The organism is Kocuria sp. ICS0012 (genome assembly GCF_001665945.1).
GTDB classification, from domain to species: domain Bacteria; phylum Actinomycetota; class Actinomycetes; order Actinomycetales; family Micrococcaceae; genus Kocuria; species Kocuria marina.
Genome location: NZ_LZMM01000019.1, coordinates 91,756 through 116,085, shown reverse-complemented (window position 1 = coordinate 116,085; position 24,330 = coordinate 91,756). Strand labels below are relative to the sequence as shown.

The following is a 24,330-nucleotide window of genomic DNA, read 5'->3' as shown; positions in this document are numbered from 1 at the left end:
GGATTGCCGCCTGATCCAATTTCGCAAACAAAAAAAGTTGTTCCTGATCGCGGACGCCATGTTTCACGTGAAACAGACGGTCAAGCAGGAGTGACGGCACAAGACGCGGTGGCGGATACCGCCCTGGGGAGGAAACTCGTGGAAGAGAATAAGCGCCGCGCCAAGCTCAAGAACGTGCACCTGGACCGCCCCGAGAACACGCGCTACATCACCATCAGCAATCAGAAAGGTGGTGTGGGGAAGACCAGTACGTCGGTCAACCTCGCCGTGGCGCTCGCGCAGCAGGGCCAGAACGTGATGGTCGTGGACAACGATCCGCAGGGCAACGCGTCCACCGCACTCGGGATTCCCCACGGTGCGGATGCGGACTCCGTCTATGACGTGCTCATCGACGAGGTTCCGGTGGCCGAGGTGGTCAAGGAGTCCCCCGAGGTGTCCAACCTGTGGGTCCTCCCGGCCACCATCGACCTTGCCGGTGCCGAGATCGAACTCGTGTCCGTGGTGGCTCGTGAACAGCGATTGCAGCGGGCTCTGGCGGAGTACGCGACGTCGCGCGAGGAGCAAGGACTCCCCCGCCTCGACTACGTGTTCATCGACTGCCCGCCCAGTCTCGGTCTGCTCACGATCAACGCGTTCGTCGCGGCGACGGAGGTACTGATCCCCATCCAGTGCGAGTACTACGCGCTCGAAGGGCTGAGCCAGCTGCTCAACAACATCGCCATGATCCAGAAGCACTTGAATCCGAAGCTCGTGGTGTCCTCCATCCTGCTGACGATGTACGACGGGCGGACGAACCTGGCGTCGCAGGTGGCCGACGAAGTCCGGCAGCACTTCCCCCGGGAGGTCATGGAAACCATGATCCCCCGGTCGGTTCGTGTCTCGGAGGCACCGAGTTATCAGCAGAGCGTCATCACCTACGACCCCAGTTCCACCGGAGCGCTGTCGTACCTGGAGGCTGCGGCGGAACTGGCCAGCCGCGGATCGGGTGCGACCGAGTAGGCATCTCCGATACCGCGAACTAGGCAGCCCCTTTCTGCGTAGTTGCAGCTGGCGGGCGCCAGGTCGCAAAACGCTGCGCTGATGGATCTTTTCATCATGACCCGGATGTTTCACGTGAAACATCGGGGTAATCTGATGTCAGGCGCGCGGTTACCGCCGGTGAATGGGTCATATGAACGATCCGTTCTTGATTACGATGGATACACCATCACCACCGGGAGGAATTCATCGTGGCAGAACGACGTCGTGGCCTCGGGCGCGGTTTAGGCGCTCTCATCCCCAGCGGGGGGGACGCCCAGGAGCAAACGACACCGCCGGCGGTCGACCCTAGGGACCCCGCAAGTAGTGGCAAGCAGTCCTCTCGAAGGCGCGCGACCGAGACCCCCGATCGGAGCTCGTCTCGTATAGTAGGTACTGCCAACGGGGTACGGGCCACCCCCGCCTCGAAGTCTGTCGACGAGGATCGCCAGGAGGCAACTCCACGCGCGACGGCGACCCCCAAGAAGACTGGTTCGAAAGGCGGCAAGACCGAGGCATCTGGCGCCGGCGCCGAGGCAGCTGGTAAGAAAGCCGGCCCGACCGGTGACGGCAATAGAGGTGGAACCTCAGTGCGTCGGTCGTCGCGATCGACTAAAACGGGGGAAGCGGGCTGCGAAAAGGGTGCGGGCACTAAACCAGACGCGGCCAAGCTTAAGACGCAGGTGAGTACGACCAAAGACGGTGCCGACGTCGCTGGGTCACGATCCGACGATGTTTCACGTGAAACATCCGATTCCCCGAAGGCTCCGGCATCACGTGGAAGCAAGTCGCCACGGACCCGGAGGGACATGGGCCAGGCCCTACGCAGTACAACGAATGTGCGCCGCCCGGTGGACATGTTCTTCTTACCATCGAGTGGTGACGAAGAAACTGATGCGGAAAACTCTGACGACTTTTCGCGTACCGACGAAGTCCGTGACTCTTCGCAGGCCGGAGAGGTGACCCCCTCGAGTGCAGCGGATGGGTCCCACCAGAAGACCGTGCGCAATACACCCACGAATGCCGGTCAGGAGAACCAGCAGGTAAAGTCCGGCTCTGCCGACGTTTCACGTGAAACATCGGTCCAATCTTCTACCACGCAGAACATAGCGCCTCCTTCCGCCTCCGCCGATGGTGCTGCGGACACCGTCGGAGAGAATATCCCCGCGTCTGATGTCATCGCGTCACAGCGACAGGCCGTGACTACCGAACACTCTGCCCAGGAAGACCTGCAGAGCATCCCCGGAGCCACCTTCGCGGAGATCTCGGTCACGGACATCCACCCCAACCGCAAACAGCCGCGCCAGGACTTCGATGAGGACGAGCTCGCCGAGCTCGCCTTCTCGGTGAAAGAACTCGGTGTCCTGCAGCCCATCGTCGTGCGTCCCAGTCATGAGGGGGGAGAGCAGAAGTACGAGCTCGTCATGGGCGAACGGCGTTGGCGAGCCGTCCAGGAGGCCGGTCTGGCCGTCATCCCTGCCATCATCCGGGACACGGCGGACGATGATCTCCTGCGGGATGCCCTGCTGGAGAACCTGCACCGGGCTCAGCTCAACCCCCTTGAAGAAGCCGCCGCGTACCAGCAGCTCATGGAGGAGTTCGGGGCCACTCAGGAGCAGCTCTCGGAACGGATCGGACGCTCCCGGCCGCAGATCTCCAACACTCTGCGCCTGCTCCGACTCCCGGCGCTCGTGCAGCGTCGCGTGGCCGCGGGGGTACTGAGCTCGGGACATGCGCGTGCCCTGTTGGCGCTAACGGATCCCGCCGAGATGGAGCGGGTCGCCCAGCGGATCGTGGCGGAGGGGCTGTCGGTGCGCGCCACGGAGGAGCTCGTCGCCCTCTCCGACGGTCTCAAGCGACACGCGACCAAGCGGAAGACCCCCGTAACCCGCCACGATGACCGACTGGGTTACATCGCAGATGCCTTCTCCGACAAGTTGGACACGAGCGTGAAGATCCAGCTCGGTGCACGCAAGGGCAAGATGACGATCGAGTTTGCATCGGTCGAAGACCTCAACCGCATTATCGACGTGCTGGACCCCAAGCTGGACGCGAACTGAGCTTCCGCAGCCACGAATAAGGGCCGCGATGTTTCACGTGAAACATCGCGGCCCTACTTCTATCACCTAAACAGATCAACCGGACGATCGAGTGTCAGCAGCAAGTAGATCAGCCTTGTCTCAAACGAATCGCCATCGCCCAATGACTAGGTGCGTTCAGGCGTCCCTACGGTAATAGTCCTGGATGTCCGCCAGGCTCATAGTTCCCGTGGCGGTGGGTTCGGGAGTGGGCGCCAGGACGCGCTGGAGGCCACACACAAGCGCCTCCGCCAAACGGGCGCGGTACTCACCGCTCCGCAGCCGGGAGGCCTCATCCTCGTTCGAAAGGTATCCCAGATCAACCCATGCCGCCGCGGTACGGACCTCACGGAGCGCGCTCCACTGCCGCGCATGGCTCCCCAGGTCCAAGGCACCCGTGCGGGCCACCAGCTCACGCAGGATCATGTCCGATGCGAGCTGACCCACGGGCGAGTACGCCTGCCGCGTGTCCGGTGCACCCCAGAAGAAGGTGGCCACACCCTGGGCCAGGGGTGAGGAGTTCCAATCACACTGCAGGGTGAGCATCAGGGCGTCGTCGGGGAGGACCTCGGGGACCTCAGGGACGCTCCCCTCCGAGTCCTCCGGTCCAGCGCCTGACGACGAAGCGCCGGTGTCCCGGGCCGCTGCGATCACGGGCTTGGCGCCCACCGCGCGGAGCAGGTCGCGGGTGCGTTGCGCGACGTCGAGGGTGATGGCATCCTGATCCGCGGCGAACGAATCCGGGGCTCCGGCTGGGGACACCTGAGGACCGGCACCGGAGGGCACCAGGAGCACCAGGCGATCACGGAGGGCCTCCTGGAGGCTCTCCAGGCGGCGGTAGTCACGCAGGGAGAATGCCTTGGCGGAGGTGATCTGCTTGCGTACACGTGCGAGTCCCGAGAGGGTGTCGAGCCCCACCGTGCCGTCAGTGGGCACCCCCAGGCTCTGCTGCAGTTCCTTCACGGCGTACTCGGTCTGTCGGCTGAACACCGCATCCAGGTGCCCGTAGTAGAAACCCAACATCGAGAGGTTGTCCTGGAGCTCCTCGACGTCGTCGCCGTGCAACGGGGCCGCCTCGTCGAAGAACAGTGGACGGTCACCCAGCTGGTACTGGGCGTCGTTGAGTGCTGACTCAGTCTCCGGACCGACCACGCCGTCCACTATGAGCCCTTTGCGCTGCTGGAACACCCGCACGGCGTGGTCCACACGGTCGTCGAAGACCGTGGGGTCCGGCACGCTGTCGCCGGCCACGGGTAGGTCCTCGCCCCCTGCCCTTACGAGACGTTCCCTGAGACCCGTGATGCGGCGGTCGGTCATACCGTGTCTGAGCGCGGCTCCGGGGGTGGATGGCGGCACGTGGTCTCCCTGGGGTCGGTGAGCCACTCCCACGGAGTGGTTCGCACACTGGAATCGAGTTCGAGAAAACCCGGGCCCGCGCACATACGGAATGCGGGCCCGGGTCGGATGTCTCACGCGGAGGGGTTGAGGTACTCCCCGAACTCCTTCTCGAGCGCGGACTTGGGCTTGGCGCCGATCGAGGTCTTGGCGACCTCACCGTTCGCGAAGAGGTACACGGCGGGGATCGACGTGATGCCGTACTGGGAAGCGATCGCGGGGTTGTCGTCCACGTTGACCTTCACCACGTCCACGTGATCCGCGTGTTCCGCGGCGATCGCGTCCAGCACGGGTCCGAGCTGGCGGCACGGACCGCACCACTCGGCCCAGAAGTCCACGATGGTGGGCTTGGAGTTCTCGAGCACCTCGGCCTTGAAGTTGGCGTCGGTGACGTTCTTTGCAGAGCTCATGTGCGTTTCCTTTCGATGGGTTTCCCCGGTCGGTCGCCGAGCCGGCGGTTCCGGGCGGGGTGGGTTGTCGGGTGGGTTCGGATCAGCTGTCGAGGGCCGCGAGGTAGTGCTCCACGTCCACCGCGGCAACACAGCCCGAGCCCGCGGCGGTGATCGCCTGGCGGTAGGTCGCGTCCACCACGTCACCGGCGGCGAAGACACCGGGCAGCGAGGTCGTGGAGCTGCGCCCGTCCACGGCGATCGTGTTGTCCACGGTCAGCTCGAGCTGATCCTTCACGAGTCCCACGCGGGGGTCCGAGCCGATGGCCACGAACAGACCGGTCACGGCCAGCTCAGAGGTCTCACCCGTGACGGTGTCCTCCAGGGCCAGGGACTCCACCTTGTCCGCGCCCTGGATCCCCGTGACCTTGGTGTTCCAGAGGATCTCGATCTTGGGGTCGTCGAACGCGCGCTGCTGCATGATCTCGGACGCACGGAACCGGTCCCGGCGGTGGATCAGGGTCACCTTGTCCGCGAACTTGGTCAGGAACGTGGCCTCCTCGATCGCGGAGTCACCGCCGCCCACCACCGCGATGTTCTGCTTCTTGAAGAAGAACCCGTCGCACGTGGCACACCACGACACACCGTGGCCGGAGAGCCGTTCCTCGTCCTCGAGACCGAGCTTGCGGTACTCGGAACCGGTGGAGATGATGACCGCGCGGGCGCGCAGCACGGTCCCGTCCTCCACGGTCACGGTCTTGATCTCTCCGTCGAGTTCCGCGGAGACGACGTCCTCGTAGCGGATGTCCGCCCCGAAGCGCTCGGCCTGCTGCTGCATGTTGTTCATCAGGTCCGGGCCCATGATGCCGTCGATGAACCCCGGGTAGTTCTCCACGTCCGTGGTGTTCATGAGTTCACCACCGGCGGTCACGGACCCGGCCAGCACCACGGGGTTGAGGTTTGCGCGCGCCGTATAGATGGCGGCGGTGTACCCCGCGGGACCGGAACCCACGATGACGACGTCGTGAACGGCGTCGTCCGCGGAGGTGGTGCGGGCGTCCTCGGACGCAGCGGAGGCCTCCGCCGCGCTGCCGACCTTGAGGTTCACAGCATTCGCGAAAATGCCGGGCTGATTGCTCACTGGTACGAAACCTTTCCACGAGTCACCGCGTGTGCGGATGTCAACTACACCCAAGAACGTGGGGAGTACCGCCAGATATTCCGTTCGGCGGCGTCACCGGGTTCAGCGCACGGACAGTTCGCTGATCCGCAAGCCGTACGGGTAGCCGCCGATGGGATTGTTCAGTCGCGGCAATTCGTTCCACACCACCAGGACGTACCGGTGCGGGTCGTTCTGCGCGGCCTCGGAGAGCGGGACGCTGACCTGCGGCCCGGTGAACGAGCCCGTGCCCACTTGTTGCGCGCCGTCGAGCGACGGGCTGTCCGAGACGTACACCGTGAACTGTCCGCCGGTGCCACCGTCCTGCTGGATCGTGAGTTCCCGGACGGGTGCGGGGTCCTGCAGCTGCGCGGCGAGTCCCACGTACTGGACCAAATTGCCGAACTGGGGGTTCGAGAAACCGTAGCTCAGCCACGAGGTCCCCGGGTTGCCGTCCGTGGCCTGGCCCAGCGTGGCGTCCGTGTCGGTCATGAAGTTCGGGTCCTGGGTCACCCGCGTGACCGTCCCGATCTGCGGTGTGGCGGCCGGGCTCGGCGTGTTCGACGCCGCGGGGGAGCCCGCAGGCCCGCTCGGCGCTGCGTTCTCCTGCGGGGCCCCGCCCTGTCCGAACTGCCCGGTGAGCGCACCGAGCCCGCGGAAGCCCAGCACGATCGCCGCGATCAGCGCGATGATCAGTAACAACAGCAACAGCCACCGCAGCGGACCCTTGCGGGATCGTTCGGTGGAGCCGGGCCGGGCGCCACCCGCGCCCGCCGGATCAGCGGCATGCTCGCGTTCGGCGGCGTGGGCGGTGCGTGCGGGTGCGCCGGCCGCGGGCTCCCTCGCCCCGTCCGCGGTGCGCGCCGCTGCGGTGTCCGTCCCCGCGGGGGAGTGCCCTGCGGATGCATTCGCCGACGACGCCGCTGCCGCACCCGCGATCCCACCCGCCGCCGCGGTGGTCGCCGCGGCGTTCATCATCCCGCCCCCGGCGGCATGGGCCGTACCCACGCTCTCGGCGGACGCGGCGGCATCCGAACCACCGGCGGCCGTCCTGGCCGGGGCGGCGGGATCGTCCAGGGGAGCAGCGTCGTCACCAGGGGCCGTGTCGGGGAGCGACGCGGCGTCGGCGTCCGATGCCGAAGCATGCCCGGCCGCTGCACCGGAGGCCGGTGCGACCGTGCGGATGGCCGCGGTGCCGTCGTGAGCGGCGTCGTCATCGCGGGCCGAGCGGGGCGCGGAGGGCTGTTCATCCAGGCGCCCAGGCTTGCCCTCGGTCCGTTCGTAGCTCTCGTAGCGGTTGTCGCCGTCGTAGGTGGGATCGATCGCCTCGGCCGACGTCGCTGCGGTCGCCCCGGCGGCAGCGCCCCGGGTGGCTGCGCGGTCGAACATCGTGGAGCGCACGGCGTCGGGGCGGACCTTGCGCGCGAAGCCGAGCTTGTTGCGCACGGACGGGGCGGCGGGGGCGTCGTCGTAATCGTCGTAGTCGGAGGCGTTCCAGCGCGTGACGGCGGGGCGCGCCGGGGGTTCAGGATCCCGGGAGACGGTCTCCTGCGGCTGTGTGGGGTCCGGCTCCTCGTAGATGTAGGCGGAGGAGGCGGCCGAGCGGGAGTCCCCGAAGATGTCGTCGGAGAGGGAGTAGTCGTCGGCGTCGTCGTCCTGGGCCAGCAGCGCGTCCAACAGGTCCGTGGTGGGTGCATAGGAGGTGACCAGGTAGGTGGAGTCCTCGGTCTGACCCATGTCCAGGACCTGGAAGCCGCTGTGCCCGGCGCCGGCGGCCAGGGAACGCGCGTTGTCCACGAGCAGTGACTCGTGAGCCGGGGAGGGCACCAGGATTGAGACCCGGCGGCGCAGGATCTGGTCCTCGCCCTGGAGCACGTGATCGTTTTCGGCGGTGCTCAGCAGGGACGCGGTGACCTTGTAACGGCCCCCCAGAACGGCTCCAAGCGCAATGGGCTGGGACACGGTGGCTCCCTCTGGTAATCGGGCGCCACGGGGGTCGCACGGGCGCGAGAACGATCTTTCGGGCAGTCTACCGGCCGAGTTTGGCGCGCAGCGGGGCCAGCAAACCCGTGAACTCCTGGACCCGGAACAACTTCAGGGCCACGGCGTACACGGCGGCCATCACGAGCCCGCCCACGGCCAGGCTGATCAGGGCTGCTGCCTGATTACCCCACGGGAAACCGTCGGTGCGGTACCCGCCGAGCAACCACAGCGTCACGACTCCCGCCACGCCCGCGACGAGCGAGGCGGCCAGGATGCGCACGTGACTGCTCACGATCCGGGACAGGCCGTAGTCCCCGATCCGCCGCGTGAGGGCGTAGTGGTAGATCACCGTGGCCAGCACGTTCTGGATGGCGTAACAGGCCGCGACGGCGAACACCATGTGCTCGGGCGGAAAGACCCGGGCGATCAGCACGGCGGCGATCACGGTGAAGACGGACACCCCCAGCTGCACGAGGAACGGGGTGCGCGCGTCCTCCTGGGCGTAGAACGCGCGGCCCAGCATGAACGCGGTGGACATGAACGGCGCGCCGATGGCGATCACCGTGATGACCTGACCGATCACCGCGCCCGCGGCGGGAACACCACCGGAGAACAGCATGCCCAGCGGACCCGCGTACATGATCAGGGCGACCATGCAGAACACGGTGGCCACACCGGTGACCCGCAGGCTCGAGGACAGGGATGAGACCAGGGAGTCACGGTCCTTCTCGGACGCCGCGGCCGCCATGCGGTTGAACAACACGGTGGCGATGGACAGCCCGATTACCCCGTGGGGCAACGCGTAGAGCATGGTGGCCTGGTCCAGGACGGCCGTACCCGCGATGGGGGGCGCCCCACCCGGGCCGGACGCGATGTCCGCCCGGGCACCCGTGGGGATCGCCGCGGTGCGGTACAGGGCCATGAACGCGAGGTTGGCGATCACGCCGGTGGCGAGCGTCCAGCCGCCCAGGCGCGCCGCGGTGGACAGCCCGATCCCGCGCCACCCGAAGCGCGGGCGGATCCGCAGTCCCAGCCGGGCGAGCGGCCAGAACAGGATGAAGGCCTGCGCGGCGACACCCACCGTGGCCATGACCACGAGCCAGAAGGTCTGGGCGGAGGTCCAGTTCTCGAGGGTGTGCGGGTTGGTGCGGAACGGACCGAACTGCTGGATGAAGACCAGCAGGGCGGCGATCGCGATGACGTTGTTGAGCACCGGGGCCCACATGTACGCACCGAACGCACCCTTGGCGTTGAGCACCTGACCCACGACCGTGTAGAGGCCGTAGAAGAAGATCTGGGGGAACGTGATCAGCGCGAACGTGGTGCCCATGGCCAGCTGGGCGTCCGACCACCCCGGGCCCATGAGATTCATGATGGGGCGCACCAACAGCACGACCGCCGCGGTGATCACTAACAGCGCGATCACGGCGAGTGTGATCAGCCGGGAGATGTAATCGGCGCCCTCGTCCTGCGCCTTGGACGCCTTGATGATCTGCGGCACCAGCACCGCGTTGAACACCCCACCCGCGATCAGCACGTAGATCAGGTTGGGCAGTGTGTTGGCCAGCTGGAACACGTCCGCCATGGTCGCGGCGGAACCGATGGCCACCGTGATCAGGAACGTCTTGACGAACCCCAGGATGCGGGACACCAGGGTCCCGGAGGCCATGATCGCGCTGGAGCGCGCACCGGACTTCTGCATGGATCAAGGCCTCCTGCGCGGGGGGACGGGCCGGGTACGGCGCACGACGGATCGGACGGGACAGCCTACAACTGGTGAATGATGTATTCCCGGGCGATGTCCGCGATGCGCCGTTCGTTGGGGAAGGACAACTTCCGGCCGAGGGCGTCGATCCCGGACCACGCTACATCCACGGCCTCGTGGTCGGGGTCGTTCTCCGTGGTCAGGAATCCGCCGATGGCCTCCAGCAGGAAATGGTGGACGGTCTTGTGCACGCGGTGTCCGGAGACCGTGAACCAGTAGTCGATGCTGCCCAGCGGGGAGAGCACGCGGCCCATGATTCCGGTTTCCTCCTCTATCTCCCGCACGGCGGCTTCCTCGTTGGTCTCCTCGCCCTCGGGATGACCCTTGGGAAGGCACCACTCGAGCCGTCCACCGCGGTTGATCCGAGCAATGATGGCCACCGGATGCGTGGGATCGGACAGGTCCACCACGATCCCACCGGCCGACACCTCTTCCACCGTGGGCAGCGCGGAGACCGGTTGGTTCGGTCGCCTCTTGGGCGCGCTGGGTACGGGGAAAGCCATGCCATCTACCTTAGCGACATTCCCGGGACACTCCCTGATATGGGTCCGGCGGCGGTCCGTCCGCCGCGGTCGAGAGCGGTTGTACCGCCGCGGGCCCGACGACGCCCGCTCCGGTCGGGCCGGCCGGGCCGGCCGACGGCACATTCCGCTCGCACCCGCCGACGCAGACGCCGCCCCGAGTCGGCCGACGGCGCTCGCCGTGATGCGATAATGACGCTCATCATGACGCAGTTGCTGGACACCTCCTCACTTCACCCCGTTTCCCACGAGCTGGGGCGCCTCTTCGACAGCGCCGGATACGAGCTGTCCCTGGTGGGCGGGCCCGTACGCGACCTCCTGCTGGGCCGGGACGCGCTGGACCTGGACTTCACCACGAACGCGAGCCCCGATCAGACCCTCGAGCTGATCCGGGACTGGGCGGATGCACACTGGGAGATCGGCCGGGAATTCGGGACCATCGGGATGCGCAAGTCCGGCATGCAGCTGGAGGTCACCACCTACCGCGCCGAGGCGTACGACCCCGATTCCCGCAAGCCCACCGTGGCCTTCGGGGACGATCTGACCGAGGACCTGCGACGCCGCGACTTCACCGTCAACGCCATGGCCCTGCGGTTGCCGGGCATGGAGCTCGTGGACCCGTTCGGCGGGATCAAGGACCTGCACGCCGGTGTGCTGCGCACCCCCGGGACCCCGGAGGACTCGTTCACGGACGATCCCCTGCGCATGATGCGTGCCGCGCGGTTCAGCTCCCAGTTGGGTCTAACCGTGGCGGAGCCCGTGCGGGAGGCCATGACCGCGATGGCCGAGCGGATCGAGATCGTCTCCGCCGAACGGGTGCGCGAGGAACTGGTCAAGCTGATCTGCGGCGCCCATCCCCGCCGGGGCACCGAACTCATGGTGGACACGGGACTCGCGCAGATCGTGCTCCCGGAGGTGCCCGCGCTGCAGCTGGAGACCGACGAGGCGCATCATCACAAGGACGTCTACCAACATTCCCTCACGGTCATGGAACAGGCCGCGGAGAAGGAGACCGGTCCGGACGGCCCTGTGCCCGCCCCGGACTTCGTGCTGCGCTTCGCGGCGCTCATGCATGACGTGGGAAAACCCGCCACGCGCCGCTTCGAACCGTCCGGGGCCGTGAGCTTCCGACACCACGAGGTGGTGGGGGCCAAGCTCACGCGCAAGCGGATGAAGGCGCTGCGCTTCGACAATGACACGATCAAGCGGGTCACCCGCCTTGTGGAACTGCATATGCGTTTCTACGGATATGGTGACGCCGACTGGACCGATTCCGCGGTGCGCCGGTACGTGCGGGACGCGGGGGACGAACTCGAACGGCTGCACCGGCTCACCCGCTCGGACGTCACGACCCGCAACAAGCGCAAGGCCTCCCGGCTCGCCCGGCACTACGACGAGCTCGAACACCGCATCGACCAGCTCGCCGAGCAGGAACAGCTGGACGCCGTCCGGCCCGAGCTGGACGGCCAGCAGATCATGGCGATCCTGGGCATCCCGCCCGGGCCCCAGGTGGGCCGCGCGTACAAATTCCTCTTGGAGATGCGTCTGGACGAGGGCGCCCTGGGGGAGGACGTGGCACGCGAGCGCCTCGTGTCCTGGGCGCGTGAGAAGGGCGTCATCGACTCCTGACGGAGAGGGCCACGCCGAGGTACCGCAGCGGAACACTCGCGCCATGATGCGTGGACTCCCCGCCCCCGTGGAACACTGACAGCATCCGTACCCGCGTTCCGAGGAGATCCCGCATGAGCCTGGAAGGTGCGCGCAACAGATCGGGAGGCAATGCCGGTCTGATGCTGCTGGGCCTCGGCCTGTACACGGTCATGATGGCCTACCTGTTGCGCATCCCGTGCCGGGTACCGGACTGGAACATGGCCCAGCAGGTTCCCGAGCTGTGTGCCACGGTGATCGGCACCGGGGATCTCAGTGTGCGCTCGTCGGACGTGGCCGGGGGGTTCTTCACCGGGGGTCCCACGGGGGATCAGCCGGTGCTCGTGGGGATGATCACCACGATCATCGGGTGGTTCGCCTCCAACCTGACCTCCCTGCTAGGTCTGGACGTGGGGCAGGGCTTCTACCTGGACCTCTCCCTGATCCTTCTGGCCCTCGTGTGGTTGGCCATCGTGGGCGTGGTCTCCTCGCTGAGCGGCAACCGGCGCTCCGACGCCCTGGTCATGGCGTTGGCCCCCGTGATCGTGCTCGTGGGATTCCAGTCCTGGGACCTGTGGGCCGTGCTGTTCATGATGCTCGCCCTGCTGGGCTACGTACGCGGGAACCCGGCGCTCGCGGGGATCATGGTGGGCTTCGGTGCCTCCGTGGCGTTCTTCCCCGTGGTGGTGCTGCTCGCGATCCTGATCATGGCCGCGCGTCACCGGTTCCTCAAGGACATCCTCTCCGCGTTCATCTGGGCCGTGGTCGCGTGGGCCCTGATCAACGGGACGTACATGATCACGGCGTGGGACCGCTGGCGGGCCCAGTTCGGGGACATGGTGCGCTCCGACACCGAACAACCCTCGCTGTGGAACGTGTGGAGCTCCACCGTTGAACCGCGCACCGGGGTGTCCCTGGGAACCGGCGCGGACGGTCAGTACGTCCTGCTGAGCATGATCCTGGCGCTCGTGTTCGTGCTCCTGATCGCGCTGCTCAGCAAGCGGGAGCCCTCGGCCGTGCAGATCACGTTCCTGTTGCTCGCGCTCTACATCCTGTTGGCCAAGGAGTACTCCCTGACCTACGTGGTGTGGCTCGTGCCCCTCGTCATCCTGTGCCGTCGCAACTGGATCGAGTTCGGGCTGTGGCAGGTGGTGGAAGTGCTCTACTGGGCCACCGTGGTGCTGCCGGCCTCGGCATGGCCTACCCTGCCGTGGGTCGAGGAATTCGGCTGGAGTGCCCAAGATATATTGGCCGTAGTACGTTATGTCTTTCTCATCTATCTGGTGGCGGCGGTTGTGGTGGACATGTTCCGGGGACGCAAGGCTGCGGCGCTCGGCGCGTCCGCGGTCCAGTAAGAACCCGGCATGGCACCGCGCGATTCCGAGACCCTCGCTCGTCTGAGGCTGCCGTCCTGGCGTTCCCTCCGCCTACCCCTGTTGCTCGTGCTGGTGTTCGTCGCGGTCGCGTCCACCGTGTGGGCCGCGCTCGCCAACTACTTCCTGGTCTCGCGGGATCCCGAGGCTCCCGTGGGCAGGTACCTGGGGTACCTCGAGGGCGGCAGTTCCCGTCAGGTCCTCGCACCGTTGTTGATCGGCGGGGACCGCCCCCTGGCGCAGCTGCTGTCCAACGGGGTGTACCGGGATGCCGCAAACCGCCCGCAGGGCCACGACTTCGTGGGGGTCCAGAAGCACGGGGAACACGCCGCGGTGGGGGTGGACATCCACCTGGGGGACGGTTCCACCGTGCACCGTGAGTACACGGTCGAGAAGGTGGCGTCCTGGGGCCCCTTCAACGACTCGTGGCGATTGGTGGAACGCGACAACGCCATTGTGGACGTCCGACTGCCCGCGGCGGTGGACGCGGCGTCCGTCAACGGCAACAAGGTGCGTCCGAACGGTTCCGAGCTCTTCCCCACGGACCCTTCCGATCCCGGGTCACCCGCGCGCACGTGGCAGTTCGAGGGCCTGCCCGGGGTCTACGACATCGCGATGCCCGAGGACTCGTATCTCCTGGCTAGCGAACATGCCTCCGCGGAAATATCCATGAGCGATCCCCGGTCCGCCGCGGTCGAACTGGACTTCACAGCGTCGCCGCACATGTGGGAGGGCGCGGAGCGGGCCGTTCAGGACGCCGTGGGCCAATGCGAACGCGTGCTGCGCTTCGACGCTGCGCAGTGCCCGCTGCCCGCGCAGTTGGGAGGCGGGCCCGCGGCGTCACCCTCCGCCTCGCCCAGTGCTTCACCCACCGGGGCTCCCACGGAGGTCCCGCCGGGCGTGTCCAACATTCGGTGGGAACTGCAGTCCCGCCCGTCACTGCTCCTGGCACAGGATGACGACGATCCCCTGGCCTTCCACGCCGTGCGGTTCCGCCCCGCGGTGGCCACCGTGACCTGGCTGCAGAACGGGCGGCAGCACTCGGGGACCGTGGGCTTCGGGATCGACGTGACGGTCCGGACCAACGGTGAGGACCTGGACACGGACGTGCAGTTGCGCTCGACGCTGACCGAGCGGGAGAGGGCCAGCCAGCGCGCCTAGGATGGGAGCGGTTGCATCAAGGCAACCGGGGAGTGGAACAGGGGTTCATCATGGCCGACGAACCGGAGTACTACACGGCACAACCGCTACCGCGCCGCGACGAGCCGTCCCGCGGCTACGGCCAGGGCGCCGGCTTCGGCCCCGCAGGCACCGTGCCCGGGTGGGGTCACCAGCGCCCCGTTGGTCAGCCGGTCAACGTCAACGTGGTGGGCGGCAGGTCCATCGTGCTGGCCTATGTCCTGTGGTTCTTCCTGGGCAACTTCGGCGTCCACAAGTTCTACCTGGCCCAGCCTTTCCAAGGGATCTTCTACCTGGTGCTCTCCGCGATCGGGTGGCTCACCGTGGGGATCCTGATCGGCTGGTTCTTCCTGGGTCTGTTGTGGTTGCTCATGCTGATCGACCTGTTCGTGATCCCTCTGCGCGTGGGCGCGCTCAACGCTCGATTGGCCCGACGCGTCGGTGGCTACTGAGCCCCCGTTGTAGTAAAGTGGGGAAGTCTGTGTGCCGTGCGCCGATCGCTGCCGGCACCGACATACGCACAGAACCTCCTGCTGCGGAAGGACCGCAGCCGCTTAGCCCGAAGGAGGTGGGTTCTTTACATGCGTGAATACGAACTGATGGTCATCCTCAACCCCGAGGTGGAGGAGCGCGCCGTCGAGCCGACCCTCAAGAAGTTCCTCGAGGTCGTCACCAAGGAGAACGGCACCGTCGACAAGCTCGACATCTGGGGCCGTCGTCGTCTGGCCTACGAGATCCAGAAGAAGTCCGAGGGGATCTACGCCGTGGTGAACTTCACCGCCGAGCCGCAGACCGCCAAGGAACTGGACCGCGTGCTGAGCCTCAACGAGGCCGTGATGCGCACCAAGATCATCCGTCCGGAAGAGCAGAAGATCCACGGCAAGTGAGGTGAGCGTGCGGCCCACCCGGGCTGCACAGCACGCACTCACCGCGGGCTCTGAGAGTCCCCGTGAGATGCTTTTCACCCCACTGAGTCTCGCATCCAGCGTCCACAGAATCCGGAGGTTCACATGGCTGGCGACACCGTCATTACAGTGATCGGAAATCTGACTGCAGACCCCGAATTGCGCTTCACGCCGTCCGGAGCCGCCGTGGCCAACTTCACCGTTGCGTCCACCCCGCGCGCCTTCGACCGGCAGAGCAACGAATGGAAGGATCAGGAGACCCTTTTCATGCGTTGCTCGGTGTGGCGTGAGGCTGCCGAGAACGTGGCGGAGTCCCTGACCAAGGGAACCCGCGTGATCGTCCAGGGTCGGCTCAAGGCACGCTCGTACGAGACCAAGGAAGGGGAGCGCCGCACCAGCACCGAGCTGGAAGTGGACGAGATCGGCCCCTCCATGAGGTACGCGACCGCCAAGATCAACCGGAACTCGCGCGGCGGAGGCAACTCCTACGGCGGGAACCAAGGCTTCGGCGGCGGTCAGGGCGGCATCGGTGGAGGCCAGGGCGGTTTCAACGACAACCAGGGTGGCGGCTTCGGCGGCAACCAGGGTGGTGGCAACCCCGGCGGAGGCAACCAGGGCGGCGGGTTCAACGGGAACCAGGGCGGCCGCGGGGGCCAGCAACCGCGTCAGCAGGGCAACGATCCCTGGGGTCAGTCCTCCGGTGGGAACTACGACTGGGGAACCGGCGCCGAGGACGAGCCCCCCTTCTAAACACAACCATTCCAACCCATCCCGCAGGTACGCCTGCGGGCTCCGCACCAGAAAAGGAGCACCACGATGGCCAAGGCTGAAATTCGCAAGCCGAAACCGAAGCAGAACCCGCTCAAGGCGGCCGACGTCACCGAGATCGACTACAAGGACGTCGCCTTGCTGCGTAAGTTCATCTCCGATCGCGGCAAGATCCGCGCTCGCCGCGTGACCGGCGTGTCCGTTCAGGAGCAGCGCAAGATCGCCCAGGCGATCAAGAACGCTCGTGAAGTGGCACTGCTGCCCTACTCCGGCGCCGGCCGCTGATCAGAGAGGACTGAGAATTCATGGCAAAGATCATTTTGACCCAGGAAGTCTCCGGGCTCGGTTCCGCGGGCGACGTGGTGGACGTGAAGAACGGCTACGCCCGTAACTTCCTGTTCCCCCGCGGCTTCGCGACTCCGTGGACCCGCGGCGCCGAGAAGCAGATCGACTCCATCAAGCAGGCTCGTGCGGCCCGTGAGCTGTCCTCCCTCGAGGACGCCCAGGCTCTCGCCGCCAAGCTGACCTCCACCACCCTGACCGTCCCGGTCAAGTCCGGTGCCGAGGGTCGCTTGTTCGGTACGGTCCGCGCCGGGGACATCGCCTCCGCGGTCGAGACCGCCGGTCTGGGTTCCATCGACAAGCGTCGCGTGGACCTGACCCAGCGCATCAAGACCACCGGCGTGTACCAGGCCGTGATCCACCTGCACGAGGACGTCAACGCGAACGTGGAGTTCGAGGTCGTCCCCGCCTGATCGCACCTCGAGTGCATCCGGGCCCCTGAACTGTTCACGTGGTTCGCGGGGCTCGCGGGTGATGTATGAGAACCCCGTGGAACGCTCGTTCCACGGGGTTCTTGCCGTCCTCGGGCTTCCAGAGATCGCGCAGAGCACCGTGGGAGGATGCCGGTCATGATCATGAGCGCACGCAGGTTGAGCACGGGCCGTACGCTGTTCTGGGTGGCATTGGGGTGCGTGGCATTGACCCTGGTGTTCTTCCTGGGGGCGTTCCTCGCCGGCAATTCCTTGGCGCCGCGCGGTGCGGTGGTCGTCCTGGTGGCTGGCCTCATCCTGAGCGTGGTCGCGTCCCTTGTGGCATTGATCCTAGGCATTGCGGGCACCGTGGCCTTCCCGGCCCTGCGGGGCCGTTACGTTCTGGTGTTGCTCCTGGCCATCGTGACATCGCCCCTGCTCTGGCTGCTCTTCTTCGCGCTGCTCGGGTGAGTTACCCACAGCTGCGACGGGTTTTCCACAGATCTCTCCACAGCCTGTGCACAGCACTGCACGGCGTGTTCCACATGTTTTCCACGTACTTTTCCACAGGCCGTGGACGACGACGGCGCGCCACCGGGCCGCTCGTCGTCGTCTACTCAGCGCCCGGATCTGCAACGAGCACGGGCGACTATGGGGGTCGGAGAGCGGTGGGAGAATGAACGGGTGCGCCGCTCGAGGTGAGCGCATTCGTCTGCAAGGAAAGTGAGTGAGGGTGTCGGAATATTCGTCCGGGCCGCGCGAGGACTACGGCCGTACCATGCCGCACGACAACCAGGCCGAGCAGTCGGTGCTGGGCGGGATGATGCTCTCCAAGGACGCCATCGCGGACGTGGTGGAAGTGTTGCGGGGCGTGGACTTCTACAAGCCGGCGCACGAGAACATCTACGACGCCATCGTCTCCCTGTACGGGCGCGGCGAACCGGCGGACGCGATCACCGTGGGGGACGAGCTCACCAAGAACGGTGAGATCGAACGGATCGGGGGGATCGCGTACCTGCACTCGCTGATCGCATCCGTGCCCACGGCCGCCAATGCGGGGTTCTACGCGGAGATCGTGCGGGAACGCGCGGTGCTGCGGCGGCTCGTGGAGGCCGGGACCAAGATCGTGCAGCTGGGCTACGCGCACGACGGTGAAGTGGACGACATCGTCAACGAGGCCCAGGGCGAGATCTACCAGGTGGCCGAGCGGCGCACGGCGGAGGACTACGTCCCGCTCAAGGACGTCATGGAAGCCACCGTGGACGAGATCGAGGCCGCAGGCAACCGCTCCGGGATGCAGGGTGTGCCCACGGGGTTCATCGAACTGGACGAGCTCACCCACGGGTTCCAGGGCGGACAGATGATCGTGATCGCGGCGCGTCCGGCCATGGGTAAGTCCACGCTCGCCCTGGACGTGGCACGCTCCGCGTCCATCAAGCACAACATGACGTCCGTGATCTTCTCCCTGGAGATGAGCCGCAACGAGATCGCCATGCGCTTGCTCTCCGCGGAGGGCACCCTGAACATGCAGGACCTGCGTGCGGGCACCCTGCAGGACGAGCAGTGGGCCAAGATCGCGCAGATCATGGGCAAGATGAACGAGGCGCCCCTGTTCATCGACGACTCTCCCAACATGTCCCTGATGGAGATCCGCGCCAAGTGCCGCCGGCTCAAGCAGAAGCACGACCTCAAGCTCGTGGTGCTGGACTACCTGCAGCTCATGAGCTCTGGCAAGAAGGTGGAGTCCCGCCAGCAGGAGGTCTCCGAGTTCTCGCGTGCGCTCAAGCTCCTGGCAAAGGAGCTGGACGTGCCCGTGGTGGCGCTGTCCCAGCTGAACCGTGGTTCCGAGCAGCGCCAGGACAAGAAGCCGCAGGTGAGTGACCTGCGTGAATCGGGGTCAATTGAGCAGGATGCGGACATGGTCATCCTGCTGCACCGCGAGGACGTCTACGACAAGGAGTCACCGCGCGCCGGTGAGGCGGACGTGATCGTGGCCAAGCACCGAAACGGCCCCACCAAGACGATCGTGGTGGCGTTCCAGGGTCACTACTCACGGTTTGCGAACATGGCGCTGGAGGGGTTCTAAAGTCTTCAGCTCCCCGTCTTGTGCTGCGTTCCGGGCAAGCCGAGCTGCGCCTTGCGTCCAACCTCCCACCCCCTGGGATCGCACCCACCTCGCCCGTAACCGGCCCGTCCCACTACGCTTTGTCGGTGCTTACCACTGAACAGGCTGCTTACAAACTCGCCTTCCAGATTGCGGACGCCCTGATCCGCAGCGGGGCCGGGTCCGCCAACACCACCAAGTCCGTGCTGTCGATTTTTCGCAAGACGGACCTGCGGGACGTCACGGTGAGCGTGGGCCTGGGGCAGGTGACCATCAGCCACCAGGATGCGCCGGACAAGGCGCCGAGCACTCGCGTGTTCGAGTCCCAGCCCGGAACTCTGGACATCCAGCTGCGCACGGACACGGGCGAGGTGCTGGAGGACTTCGTGCTCGGCCGGATTTCTGCAGAGGAGGGGATCCAGCGCATGGACGAGATCCTCGCGGAGTCCCGGCACATCGGCCACCGTCTGACGGTGACCGGTTTCGGGATGTTCGGTGTCGGGTTCGCTCTCATCCTGGGCGGAAGCTGGCCCACCGCCATCACGGCCCGGATCGTCTCCGCGGCCGTCTACGGGGTCTACGCCCTCGTCCAGCGCGTCAAGGCCCCCGAGGTCTTCAGCCTGGCGGCCGGGGGGCTGACCGCGGTGCTGGGGGCGACCGTGGCGGGGGTGCTCTTCGACATCACTCAGACGGCCGTCTGCATCGTGGCCGCGCTGGCCGCGTGGCTCGCCGGGATCGCCGCGTACGGTGCGGTGCACGACGTCATCACCGGGTGGTACGTCTCCGCCTCCGGGCGCATCTTCGAGGCCATCACGAGCACTGCCGGTCTGGTGGCCGGTGTGACCATCGGGATCCACGCGATGCAGTCGCTTGTGGGGGACTCCGTGGACTACATCGAGACCCTCAAGATGGACGACTCGCGCTGGGCGCTCTCCATCCTGGGTGCGGCCGTGGTCTCCGCCGGCTTCGCCCTTGCTTCCGGCGGCCGCGGCTGGAAGCTCGTGTCCCTCGGACTCTTCGGTGGTCTGGTGCAGCTGGGTGTCCTGGCCATCACAGCCGTGGGCATCAGCTCCTTCGGTGCCATTCTGATCGCCTCGATCGTCGCGGGCATCCTGAGCGTCACCCTCACCCGCGCCCTGAACCTGGCCTCGAACGCCACGCTCATGGTCGTCCTGCTCCCGCTGTTCCCGGGAATGCTCGTCTACCAGGGTGTCCTGGGCGTGATCTTCGGCCTCGAAGACGCCGGGGAGAACGTCCTCGAGGCTGCCATCACCGCGTTCTGCCTGTGCATGGGCGGCATGCTCGGGCAGTACGTGGCGTCCGAGATCCTCTGGGCCGGGCGGCGTCGCCAGTTCGTGCGTCACCACCCGGGCCAGAAGTTCCGCCGCGAGATGGCGAACGAGGAGAACTTCAGCGACATCATGGTTCCGATCTTCTCCAAGCCCTTCACCAGCTGACGCGGGGCGGTCCGCGCTGCGCGCCTGGCGGCGGGGTGGGTCCTGCCCGCGTCCGCCCCGCCGCGGAGGCCGCTACTTCCCCATGGCCTCGGCCACGCGCTCCACGAGCCCGCGCATGTTGGCGAGCGCGCGATCGGCGCGCTCCTCCGGGCTCATGGTCTCCTCCATCTGCCGGATGCCCTCGGGCTTGCGGCGCCCCAGCGTGTAGTCGCTGCACGCCAGGTTCGAGCACACGTAGGTGCCCACGGAGTTGTAGCGGTCCTTCGCGGTCTTGGAACGCTGGATCGACACCAGTGAGACGCCGCTGGCCGGGTGCAACGTCAGGCAGATCTGGCACATACGTGCGCCACCGCTCGCCTTCTGCGCGCTCTTCTCAAGCACCAACCCGCGCAGCCCGTGCTCGGTCTCGACGACGACGTAGCCCGCCCGCGGTGACTTCGGGTCGTACCAGCCCAGGAAGATCTGGGACTCCCAGTCCCCGTGGAGCACGTCCTGCGGGATGTTGATGCGCTGTGCAGCGCCCTTGGAGCAGTTGACGAAGCTCTTGCGGATCTCGGTTTCTGTATGCGTATTCATGTTCTTTGGTCCTTCGAGGATGGTCTCCCCCTGCCTGCCACGTGCGGGTCAGGACGGCGCGCGGGCACCCGGGTGCCAAGGAGTGCGGTGGGTGCGGGCGGCGTCGTCGTGCCGCGTGCTGCGGGAGGGCGACGGCGTTCGGCGCGCTCGTGGAGCGCGGTCGCCGCGGGGAGGTGGAAAGGGGCGGGTGAAAGCGCACGACGGGGTGGTCTTCACCCGCCGCGTCCGGTCAGCGCTGTCTAGTGCCGGCGTTGAAGAAGCCGGCAACCCCCTGACGCACGAAAGCCTCGTCCCTCCACGGCTGTGGATCTCGAAAACGTACGGGGGCAGTTTAGATCCACCGACGGGTTCCCCACCACCGCTGGCCGACATCCCGCGAGCCACCATCACCCATTGCGGTTCCATGGGCCGGGCCTGCCCCCGACGATCATTCACCGCTGAGACGTCCTGCACACCTGGACTCCCCGCGCCCTGAGCTCCAGTACTCAGCACCTACCCTGGAGGCATGACTTCCTCCGCCACAGCCACCACATCCCTGGGTGTCCTACAGGAGGTTTTCGGGTACGACGCCTTCCGTGGGGAGCAGGCGGAGATCATCGAGCAGGTGGTGGCCGGCGGGGACGCGGTCGTGCTCATGCCCACCGGCGGCGGCAAGTCCCTGTGCTACCAGATCCCCGCCCTGCTGCGGGACGGCACGGGCGTGGTGGTCTCCCCGCTGATCGCGCTCATGGCGGACCAGGTGGCCGCGCTCGAGGCCGTGGGCATCCGCGCCGCGTACCTCAACTCCACCCTGGAGCCCTACGAGGCGCAGGAGGTGGAGCGGCAGCTTCTCGCCGGGGACATTGACCTGCTCTACATGGCCCCCGAACGGCTCATCCTGCCGCGCACCGTTGAGCTGCTGAAGCGCGCACCGATCGCCCTGTTCGCGATCGACGAGGCGCACTGCGTCTCCCAGTGGGGGCATGACTTCCGCCCCGATTACATGGGGCTGTCCGTGCTTGCGGACGCCTTCCCGGATGTTCCCCGCATCGCACTCACCGCGACCGCCACCCGGGCCACCCACCAGGAGATCACCGAGCGGCTGCGCATGGAGAACGCGCGGCACTTCGTCTCCAACTTCGACCGCCCCAACATCCAGTACCGGATCGAGTCCAAGGACCGCGCGAAGGACCAGCTGCTGCGGCTCATCCAGTCGGAGCACCCGGGGGAGGCGGGCATCGTCTACTGCATGTCCCGCAAGAGCGTGGAGTCCACTGCCGCGTGGCTCGGCGCCCGCGGGGTCGACGCCATGCCCTACCACGCGGGTCTCGACGCCGCAGTGCGCCAGGACACGCAGATGCGGTTCCTGCGGGAGGAGGGAATCGTCGTCGTCGCCACGATCGCGTTCGGCATGGGCATCGACAAGCCGGACGTCCGCTTCGTCGCCCACCTGGACCTGCCCAAGAGCATCGAGGGGTACTACCAGGAGACAGGCCGCGCCGGCCGCGATGGTATGCCCGCAACGGCATGGATGGCGTACGGCCTGGGCGACGTGGTCAACCAGCGGCGCATGATCGACCAGGGAGACGGATCTGACCTGCACAAACGCAATGCGCGCTCGCACCTGGACGCCATGCTCGCCCTGTGCGAGACCACGGACTGCCGTCGTGTGCAGCTGCTGCGGTACTTCGGCCAGGACTCCGAGCCGTGCGGCAACTGCGACACGTGCCTGAACCCGCCCAAGGTCTGGGACGCCACCGTGCCCGCCCAGAAGCTGCTGTCCACGCTCATCAGGCTGCAACGCGAACGCGGTGAGCAGTTCGGTTCCGGCAAGGTCTTCGACATCCTGCTGGGCCGCAGCAACGAGCGCACGGAGGCGTCGCGCCACCAGGAGCTGAGCGTGTGGGGGATCGGGCAGGACCTCTCCGAGCGGGAGTGGCGCTCGGTACTGCGGCAGCTGCTTGCCCGCCGGGTCGTGGAGGCCGTCGGTGATTTCGGCGTGCTCGTTCCCGGCCCGGAGGCCGGACCCGTGCTGCGCGGTGAGGGCGCCCTGGAGCTGGCGGTGGACAGGGCGCCGACGGCGCGCGCGAACGGACGCGCCCGCAGCAGCGGGGGCAGCGGGCGCTCGCGGGCCGCAGACACCCTGGACGAGGCCGCGAAGGAGACCTTCGAGGCGCTGCGGGAGTGGCGGACATCGGTGGCCAAGGAGAAGCAGATCCCGCCTTACATGGTGTTCTCGGACGCCACGCTCGTCGGCATCGTGGAGGCCGCCCCCGCCTCGACCGCGCAGCTCAGCGGCATCAGCGGAGTGGGCGCCAAGAAGCTCGCCGAGTACGGGGACGCCGTGTTGGAGGTGCTGGGCTCCCCGGGGTCCTGACGGTGAGAACTGCCCCGGCCGTTCGGCGTCAGTCGGACGTGACGGAGGATATGCGGTCCACGATGGCCTCGGCCACCGCGGGGGCCTCGCGCTCGGGCAGCCAGTGCCCGGCATCGAGCTCGATGAACTCGTACGGCGCGTGCACGTACACCTCGGTCTCCTCGGCGGCCGTTCGGCCCAGGGCGGGATCCCGGTTGCCCCACACAAACGTGGTGGGCATGGTGATGATGCCGTTTCCGGCATTCTTACCGGTCACGCCGTCCTTGCGCAGCATAGCGCGGTACCAGTTGATGGGCCCGCGCAGGTCGTCCGCGGTGGCGAAGCGACGCCCGTAGCGTTCCGCGGCCTCCTCGGGGATGCCCGCACGGCGGGTGAGGGTTCCCACGCGACCGGCGAGCAGACGCTCCGGTGCGGCGGGGATCTGGAACATGCCGATGTACCAGGATTTCTTGACCTGGTCCGGGGTCTTGAGCGCGTGCCCGAGCGCGGTGGGGTGCGGGGTGGACAGCACGGTCAGCGAGGTCACCCGCTCCGGTGCGCGCTGGGCGATGTCCCAGGCGAGCACCCCACCCCAGTCGTGGCCCACCAGGTGGAACCGCTCCGCTCCGGCCTCGTCCGCGAGGGCCAGCGCGTCCCCGGAGAGCTCCTCGCGGCGGTACGCGGCCAGCTCGGTGGGTCGGGCGCCCGGGGAGTACCCACGCTGGTCCATGGCGAGAGTGCGCAGCCCCTGCGCGTTCAGCCGTGCGGCGACGTCGTCCCAGCCGCGGGCATCCTGCGGGAAACCGTGCAGCAACAGGACCACGGGGCCGTCCTCCGGGCCCTGGTCGAGAACGTCGAATGTGAGTCCCTGTCGCGTGAAGCTGGTGATCCGAGTCATGCCTCCACCCTATGACGCACGGAGGGGCT

The 24,330-nt window shown here is 67.0% G+C and carries 22 protein-coding genes; 14 read left to right on the top strand and 8 right to left on the bottom strand.

Features of this window, described 5'->3' with window-relative positions; translation table 11 throughout:
• Nucleotides 1–138: 138 nt before the first annotated feature.
• Nucleotides 139–999, top strand: a complete 861-nt coding sequence (locus A5728_RS02215) for a ParA family protein (RefSeq protein ID WP_064845521.1) — start codon at nucleotides 139–141, stop codon at nucleotides 997–999.
• An 827-nt stretch (nucleotides 1,000–1,826) separates the two neighbouring features.
• Complete coding sequence (locus A5728_RS02210) at nucleotides 1,827–3,077, top strand: ParB/RepB/Spo0J family partition protein (RefSeq protein WP_231885470.1); 1,251 nt, start codon at nucleotides 1,827–1,829, stop codon at nucleotides 3,075–3,077.
• A 156-nt stretch (nucleotides 3,078–3,233) separates the two neighbouring features.
• On the opposite strand, the gene A5728_RS02205 is transcribed toward A5728_RS02210, so the two are convergent.
• The 6 genes from A5728_RS02205 to A5728_RS02180 all read right to left on the bottom strand — a co-directional run bounded on the left by A5728_RS02205 (nucleotide 3,234) and on the right by A5728_RS02180 (nucleotide 10,289).
• A complete protein-coding gene (locus A5728_RS02205; protein ID WP_231885463.1) occupies nucleotides 3,234–4,346 on the bottom strand; it encodes an N-acetylmuramoyl-L-alanine amidase in 1,113 nt (370 codons plus the stop codon).
• Nucleotides 4,347–4,564: 218 nt separating this feature from the next.
• On the bottom strand, nucleotides 4,565–4,900 hold the full coding sequence (gene trxA / locus A5728_RS02200; protein WP_064845482.1) for a thioredoxin: 336 nt from the start codon (nucleotides 4,898–4,900) through the stop codon (nucleotides 4,565–4,567).
• 82 nt (nucleotides 4,901–4,982) lie between these two features.
• Nucleotides 4,983–6,020: a thioredoxin-disulfide reductase gene (gene trxB, locus A5728_RS02195; RefSeq protein WP_064845481.1), complete on the bottom strand. Its 1,038-nt coding sequence runs from the start codon at nucleotides 6,018–6,020 to the stop codon at nucleotides 4,983–4,985.
• Nucleotides 6,021–6,122: 102 nt separating this feature from the next.
• Complete coding sequence (locus A5728_RS02190) at nucleotides 6,123–8,000, bottom strand: hypothetical protein (RefSeq protein WP_064845480.1); 1,878 nt, start codon at nucleotides 7,998–8,000, stop codon at nucleotides 6,123–6,125.
• Between the two features lie 67 nt (nucleotides 8,001–8,067).
• Nucleotides 8,068–9,723, bottom strand: a complete 1,656-nt coding sequence (gene murJ / locus A5728_RS02185) for a murein biosynthesis integral membrane protein MurJ (protein WP_064845479.1) — start codon at nucleotides 9,721–9,723, stop codon at nucleotides 8,068–8,070.
• Between the two features lie 65 nt (nucleotides 9,724–9,788).
• Nucleotides 9,789–10,289, bottom strand: coding sequence for an NUDIX hydrolase (locus A5728_RS02180; protein WP_064845478.1), 501 nt, complete (start codon nucleotides 10,287–10,289; stop codon nucleotides 9,789–9,791).
• A gap of 222 nt (nucleotides 10,290–10,511) precedes the next feature.
• On the opposite strand from A5728_RS02180, the gene A5728_RS02175 reads away from it, so the two are divergent.
• The 11 genes from A5728_RS02175 (at nucleotide 10,512) to A5728_RS02125 (ending at nucleotide 20,492) form a co-directional block, all read left to right on the top strand.
• The gene (locus A5728_RS02175) at nucleotides 10,512–11,936 is read left to right on the top strand and encodes a CCA tRNA nucleotidyltransferase (protein WP_064845519.1); all 1,425 of its coding nucleotides are present in this window, start codon (nucleotides 10,512–10,514) and stop codon (nucleotides 11,934–11,936) included.
• Between the two features lie 113 nt (nucleotides 11,937–12,049).
• The gene (locus A5728_RS02170; RefSeq protein WP_064845477.1) at nucleotides 12,050–13,309 is read left to right on the top strand and encodes a glycosyltransferase 87 family protein; all 1,260 of its coding nucleotides are present in this window, start codon (nucleotides 12,050–12,052) and stop codon (nucleotides 13,307–13,309) included.
• A 9-nt stretch (nucleotides 13,310–13,318) separates the two neighbouring features.
• Entirely contained in the window at nucleotides 13,319–14,488 is a 1,170-nt protein-coding gene (locus tag A5728_RS02165) for a hypothetical protein (protein ID WP_064845476.1), read from the top strand.
• A gap of 50 nt (nucleotides 14,489–14,538) precedes the next feature.
• Nucleotides 14,539–14,958: a TM2 domain-containing protein gene (locus A5728_RS13335; RefSeq protein ID WP_082943174.1), complete on the top strand. Its 420-nt coding sequence runs from the start codon at nucleotides 14,539–14,541 to the stop codon at nucleotides 14,956–14,958.
• A 129-nt stretch (nucleotides 14,959–15,087) separates the two neighbouring features.
• Nucleotides 15,088–15,393 carry a 30S ribosomal protein S6 gene (gene rpsF / locus A5728_RS02155; protein ID WP_012399407.1) on the top strand — a complete coding sequence of 102 codons (306 nt, stop codon included), beginning with the start codon at nucleotides 15,088–15,090 and terminating at the stop codon, nucleotides 15,391–15,393.
• Nucleotides 15,394–15,516: 123 nt separating this feature from the next.
• Entirely contained in the window at nucleotides 15,517–16,161 is a 645-nt protein-coding gene (locus A5728_RS02150) for a single-stranded DNA-binding protein (protein ID WP_064845475.1), read from the top strand.
• A gap of 66 nt (nucleotides 16,162–16,227) precedes the next feature.
• Nucleotides 16,228–16,464 carry a 30S ribosomal protein S18 gene (rpsR, locus tag A5728_RS02145; protein ID WP_012399405.1) on the top strand — a complete coding sequence of 79 codons (237 nt, stop codon included), beginning with the start codon at nucleotides 16,228–16,230 and terminating at the stop codon, nucleotides 16,462–16,464.
• Between the two features lie 20 nt (nucleotides 16,465–16,484).
• Nucleotides 16,485–16,934, top strand: coding sequence for a 50S ribosomal protein L9 (gene rplI / locus A5728_RS02140; RefSeq protein ID WP_035962847.1), 450 nt, complete (start codon nucleotides 16,485–16,487; stop codon nucleotides 16,932–16,934).
• Nucleotides 16,935–17,096: 162 nt separating this feature from the next.
• Complete coding sequence (locus tag A5728_RS02135; RefSeq protein ID WP_231885461.1) at nucleotides 17,097–17,402, top strand: hypothetical protein; 306 nt, start codon at nucleotides 17,097–17,099, stop codon at nucleotides 17,400–17,402.
• 307 nt (nucleotides 17,403–17,709) lie between these two features.
• The gene (dnaB, locus tag A5728_RS02130) at nucleotides 17,710–19,017 is read left to right on the top strand and encodes a replicative DNA helicase (RefSeq protein ID WP_231885474.1); all 1,308 of its coding nucleotides are present in this window, start codon (nucleotides 17,710–17,712) and stop codon (nucleotides 19,015–19,017) included.
• 125 nt (nucleotides 19,018–19,142) lie between these two features.
• Nucleotides 19,143–20,492 (top strand): threonine/serine exporter ThrE family protein, encoded by a 1,350-nt coding sequence (locus A5728_RS02125; protein WP_064845517.1) that lies wholly within the window; start codon nucleotides 19,143–19,145, stop codon nucleotides 20,490–20,492.
• Between the two features lie 72 nt (nucleotides 20,493–20,564).
• Here A5728_RS02125 and A5728_RS02120 read toward each other — a convergent pair whose 3' ends face one another.
• A complete protein-coding gene (locus tag A5728_RS02120; RefSeq protein ID WP_064845473.1) occupies nucleotides 20,565–21,068 on the bottom strand; it encodes an FBP domain-containing protein in 504 nt (167 codons plus the stop codon).
• Between the two features lie 505 nt (nucleotides 21,069–21,573).
• Here A5728_RS02120 and recQ point away from each other — a divergent pair.
• Complete coding sequence (gene recQ, locus A5728_RS02115) at nucleotides 21,574–23,424, top strand: DNA helicase RecQ (protein ID WP_064845472.1); 1,851 nt, start codon at nucleotides 21,574–21,576, stop codon at nucleotides 23,422–23,424.
• Between the two features lie 28 nt (nucleotides 23,425–23,452).
• Here recQ and A5728_RS02110 read toward each other — a convergent pair whose 3' ends face one another.
• Nucleotides 23,453–24,301 (bottom strand): alpha/beta fold hydrolase, encoded by an 849-nt coding sequence (locus A5728_RS02110; protein ID WP_064845471.1) that lies wholly within the window; start codon nucleotides 24,299–24,301, stop codon nucleotides 23,453–23,455.
• Nucleotides 24,302–24,330: the final 29 nt, after the last annotated feature.

What these genes read in the sequence shown, in the direction of transcription:
- A5728_RS02210 (WP_231885470.1), top strand. Translation starts at nt 1,827, where the DNA reads ATGGGCCAGGCCCTACGCAGTACAACGAATGTGCGCCGCCCGGTGGAC.
- trxA (WP_064845482.1), bottom strand. Translation starts at nt 4,900, where the DNA reads ATGAGCTCTGCAAAGAACGTCACCGACGCCAACTTCAAGGCCGAGGTG.
- murJ (WP_064845479.1), bottom strand. Translation starts at nt 9,723, where the DNA reads ATGCAGAAGTCCGGTGCGCGCTCCAGCGCGATCATGGCCTCCGGGACC.
- A5728_RS02180 (WP_064845478.1), bottom strand. Translation starts at nt 10,289, where the DNA reads ATGGCTTTCCCCGTACCCAGCGCGCCCAAGAGGCGACCGAACCAACCG.
- A5728_RS02175 (WP_064845519.1), top strand. Translation starts at nt 10,512, where the DNA reads ATGACGCAGTTGCTGGACACCTCCTCACTTCACCCCGTTTCCCACGAG.
- A5728_RS02170 (WP_064845477.1), top strand. Translation starts at nt 12,050, where the DNA reads ATGAGCCTGGAAGGTGCGCGCAACAGATCGGGAGGCAATGCCGGTCTG.
- A5728_RS02165 (WP_064845476.1), top strand. Translation starts at nt 13,319, where the DNA reads ATGGCACCGCGCGATTCCGAGACCCTCGCTCGTCTGAGGCTGCCGTCC.
- A5728_RS13335 (WP_082943174.1), top strand. Translation starts at nt 14,539, where the DNA reads ATGGCCGACGAACCGGAGTACTACACGGCACAACCGCTACCGCGCCGC.
- rpsF (WP_012399407.1), top strand. Translation starts at nt 15,088, where the DNA reads ATGCGTGAATACGAACTGATGGTCATCCTCAACCCCGAGGTGGAGGAG.
- A5728_RS02150 (WP_064845475.1), top strand. Translation starts at nt 15,517, where the DNA reads ATGGCTGGCGACACCGTCATTACAGTGATCGGAAATCTGACTGCAGAC.
- rpsR (WP_012399405.1), top strand. Translation starts at nt 16,228, where the DNA reads ATGGCCAAGGCTGAAATTCGCAAGCCGAAACCGAAGCAGAACCCGCTC.
- rplI (WP_035962847.1), top strand. Translation starts at nt 16,485, where the DNA reads ATGGCAAAGATCATTTTGACCCAGGAAGTCTCCGGGCTCGGTTCCGCG.
- A5728_RS02135 (WP_231885461.1), top strand. Translation starts at nt 17,097, where the DNA reads ATGAGCGCACGCAGGTTGAGCACGGGCCGTACGCTGTTCTGGGTGGCA.
- dnaB (WP_231885474.1), top strand. Translation starts at nt 17,710, where the DNA reads ATGCCGCACGACAACCAGGCCGAGCAGTCGGTGCTGGGCGGGATGATG.
- A5728_RS02120 (WP_064845473.1), bottom strand. Translation starts at nt 21,068, where the DNA reads ATGAATACGCATACAGAAACCGAGATCCGCAAGAGCTTCGTCAACTGC.
- recQ (WP_064845472.1), top strand. Translation starts at nt 21,574, where the DNA reads ATGACTTCCTCCGCCACAGCCACCACATCCCTGGGTGTCCTACAGGAG.
- A5728_RS02110 (WP_064845471.1), bottom strand. Translation starts at nt 24,301, where the DNA reads ATGACTCGGATCACCAGCTTCACGCGACAGGGACTCACATTCGACGTT.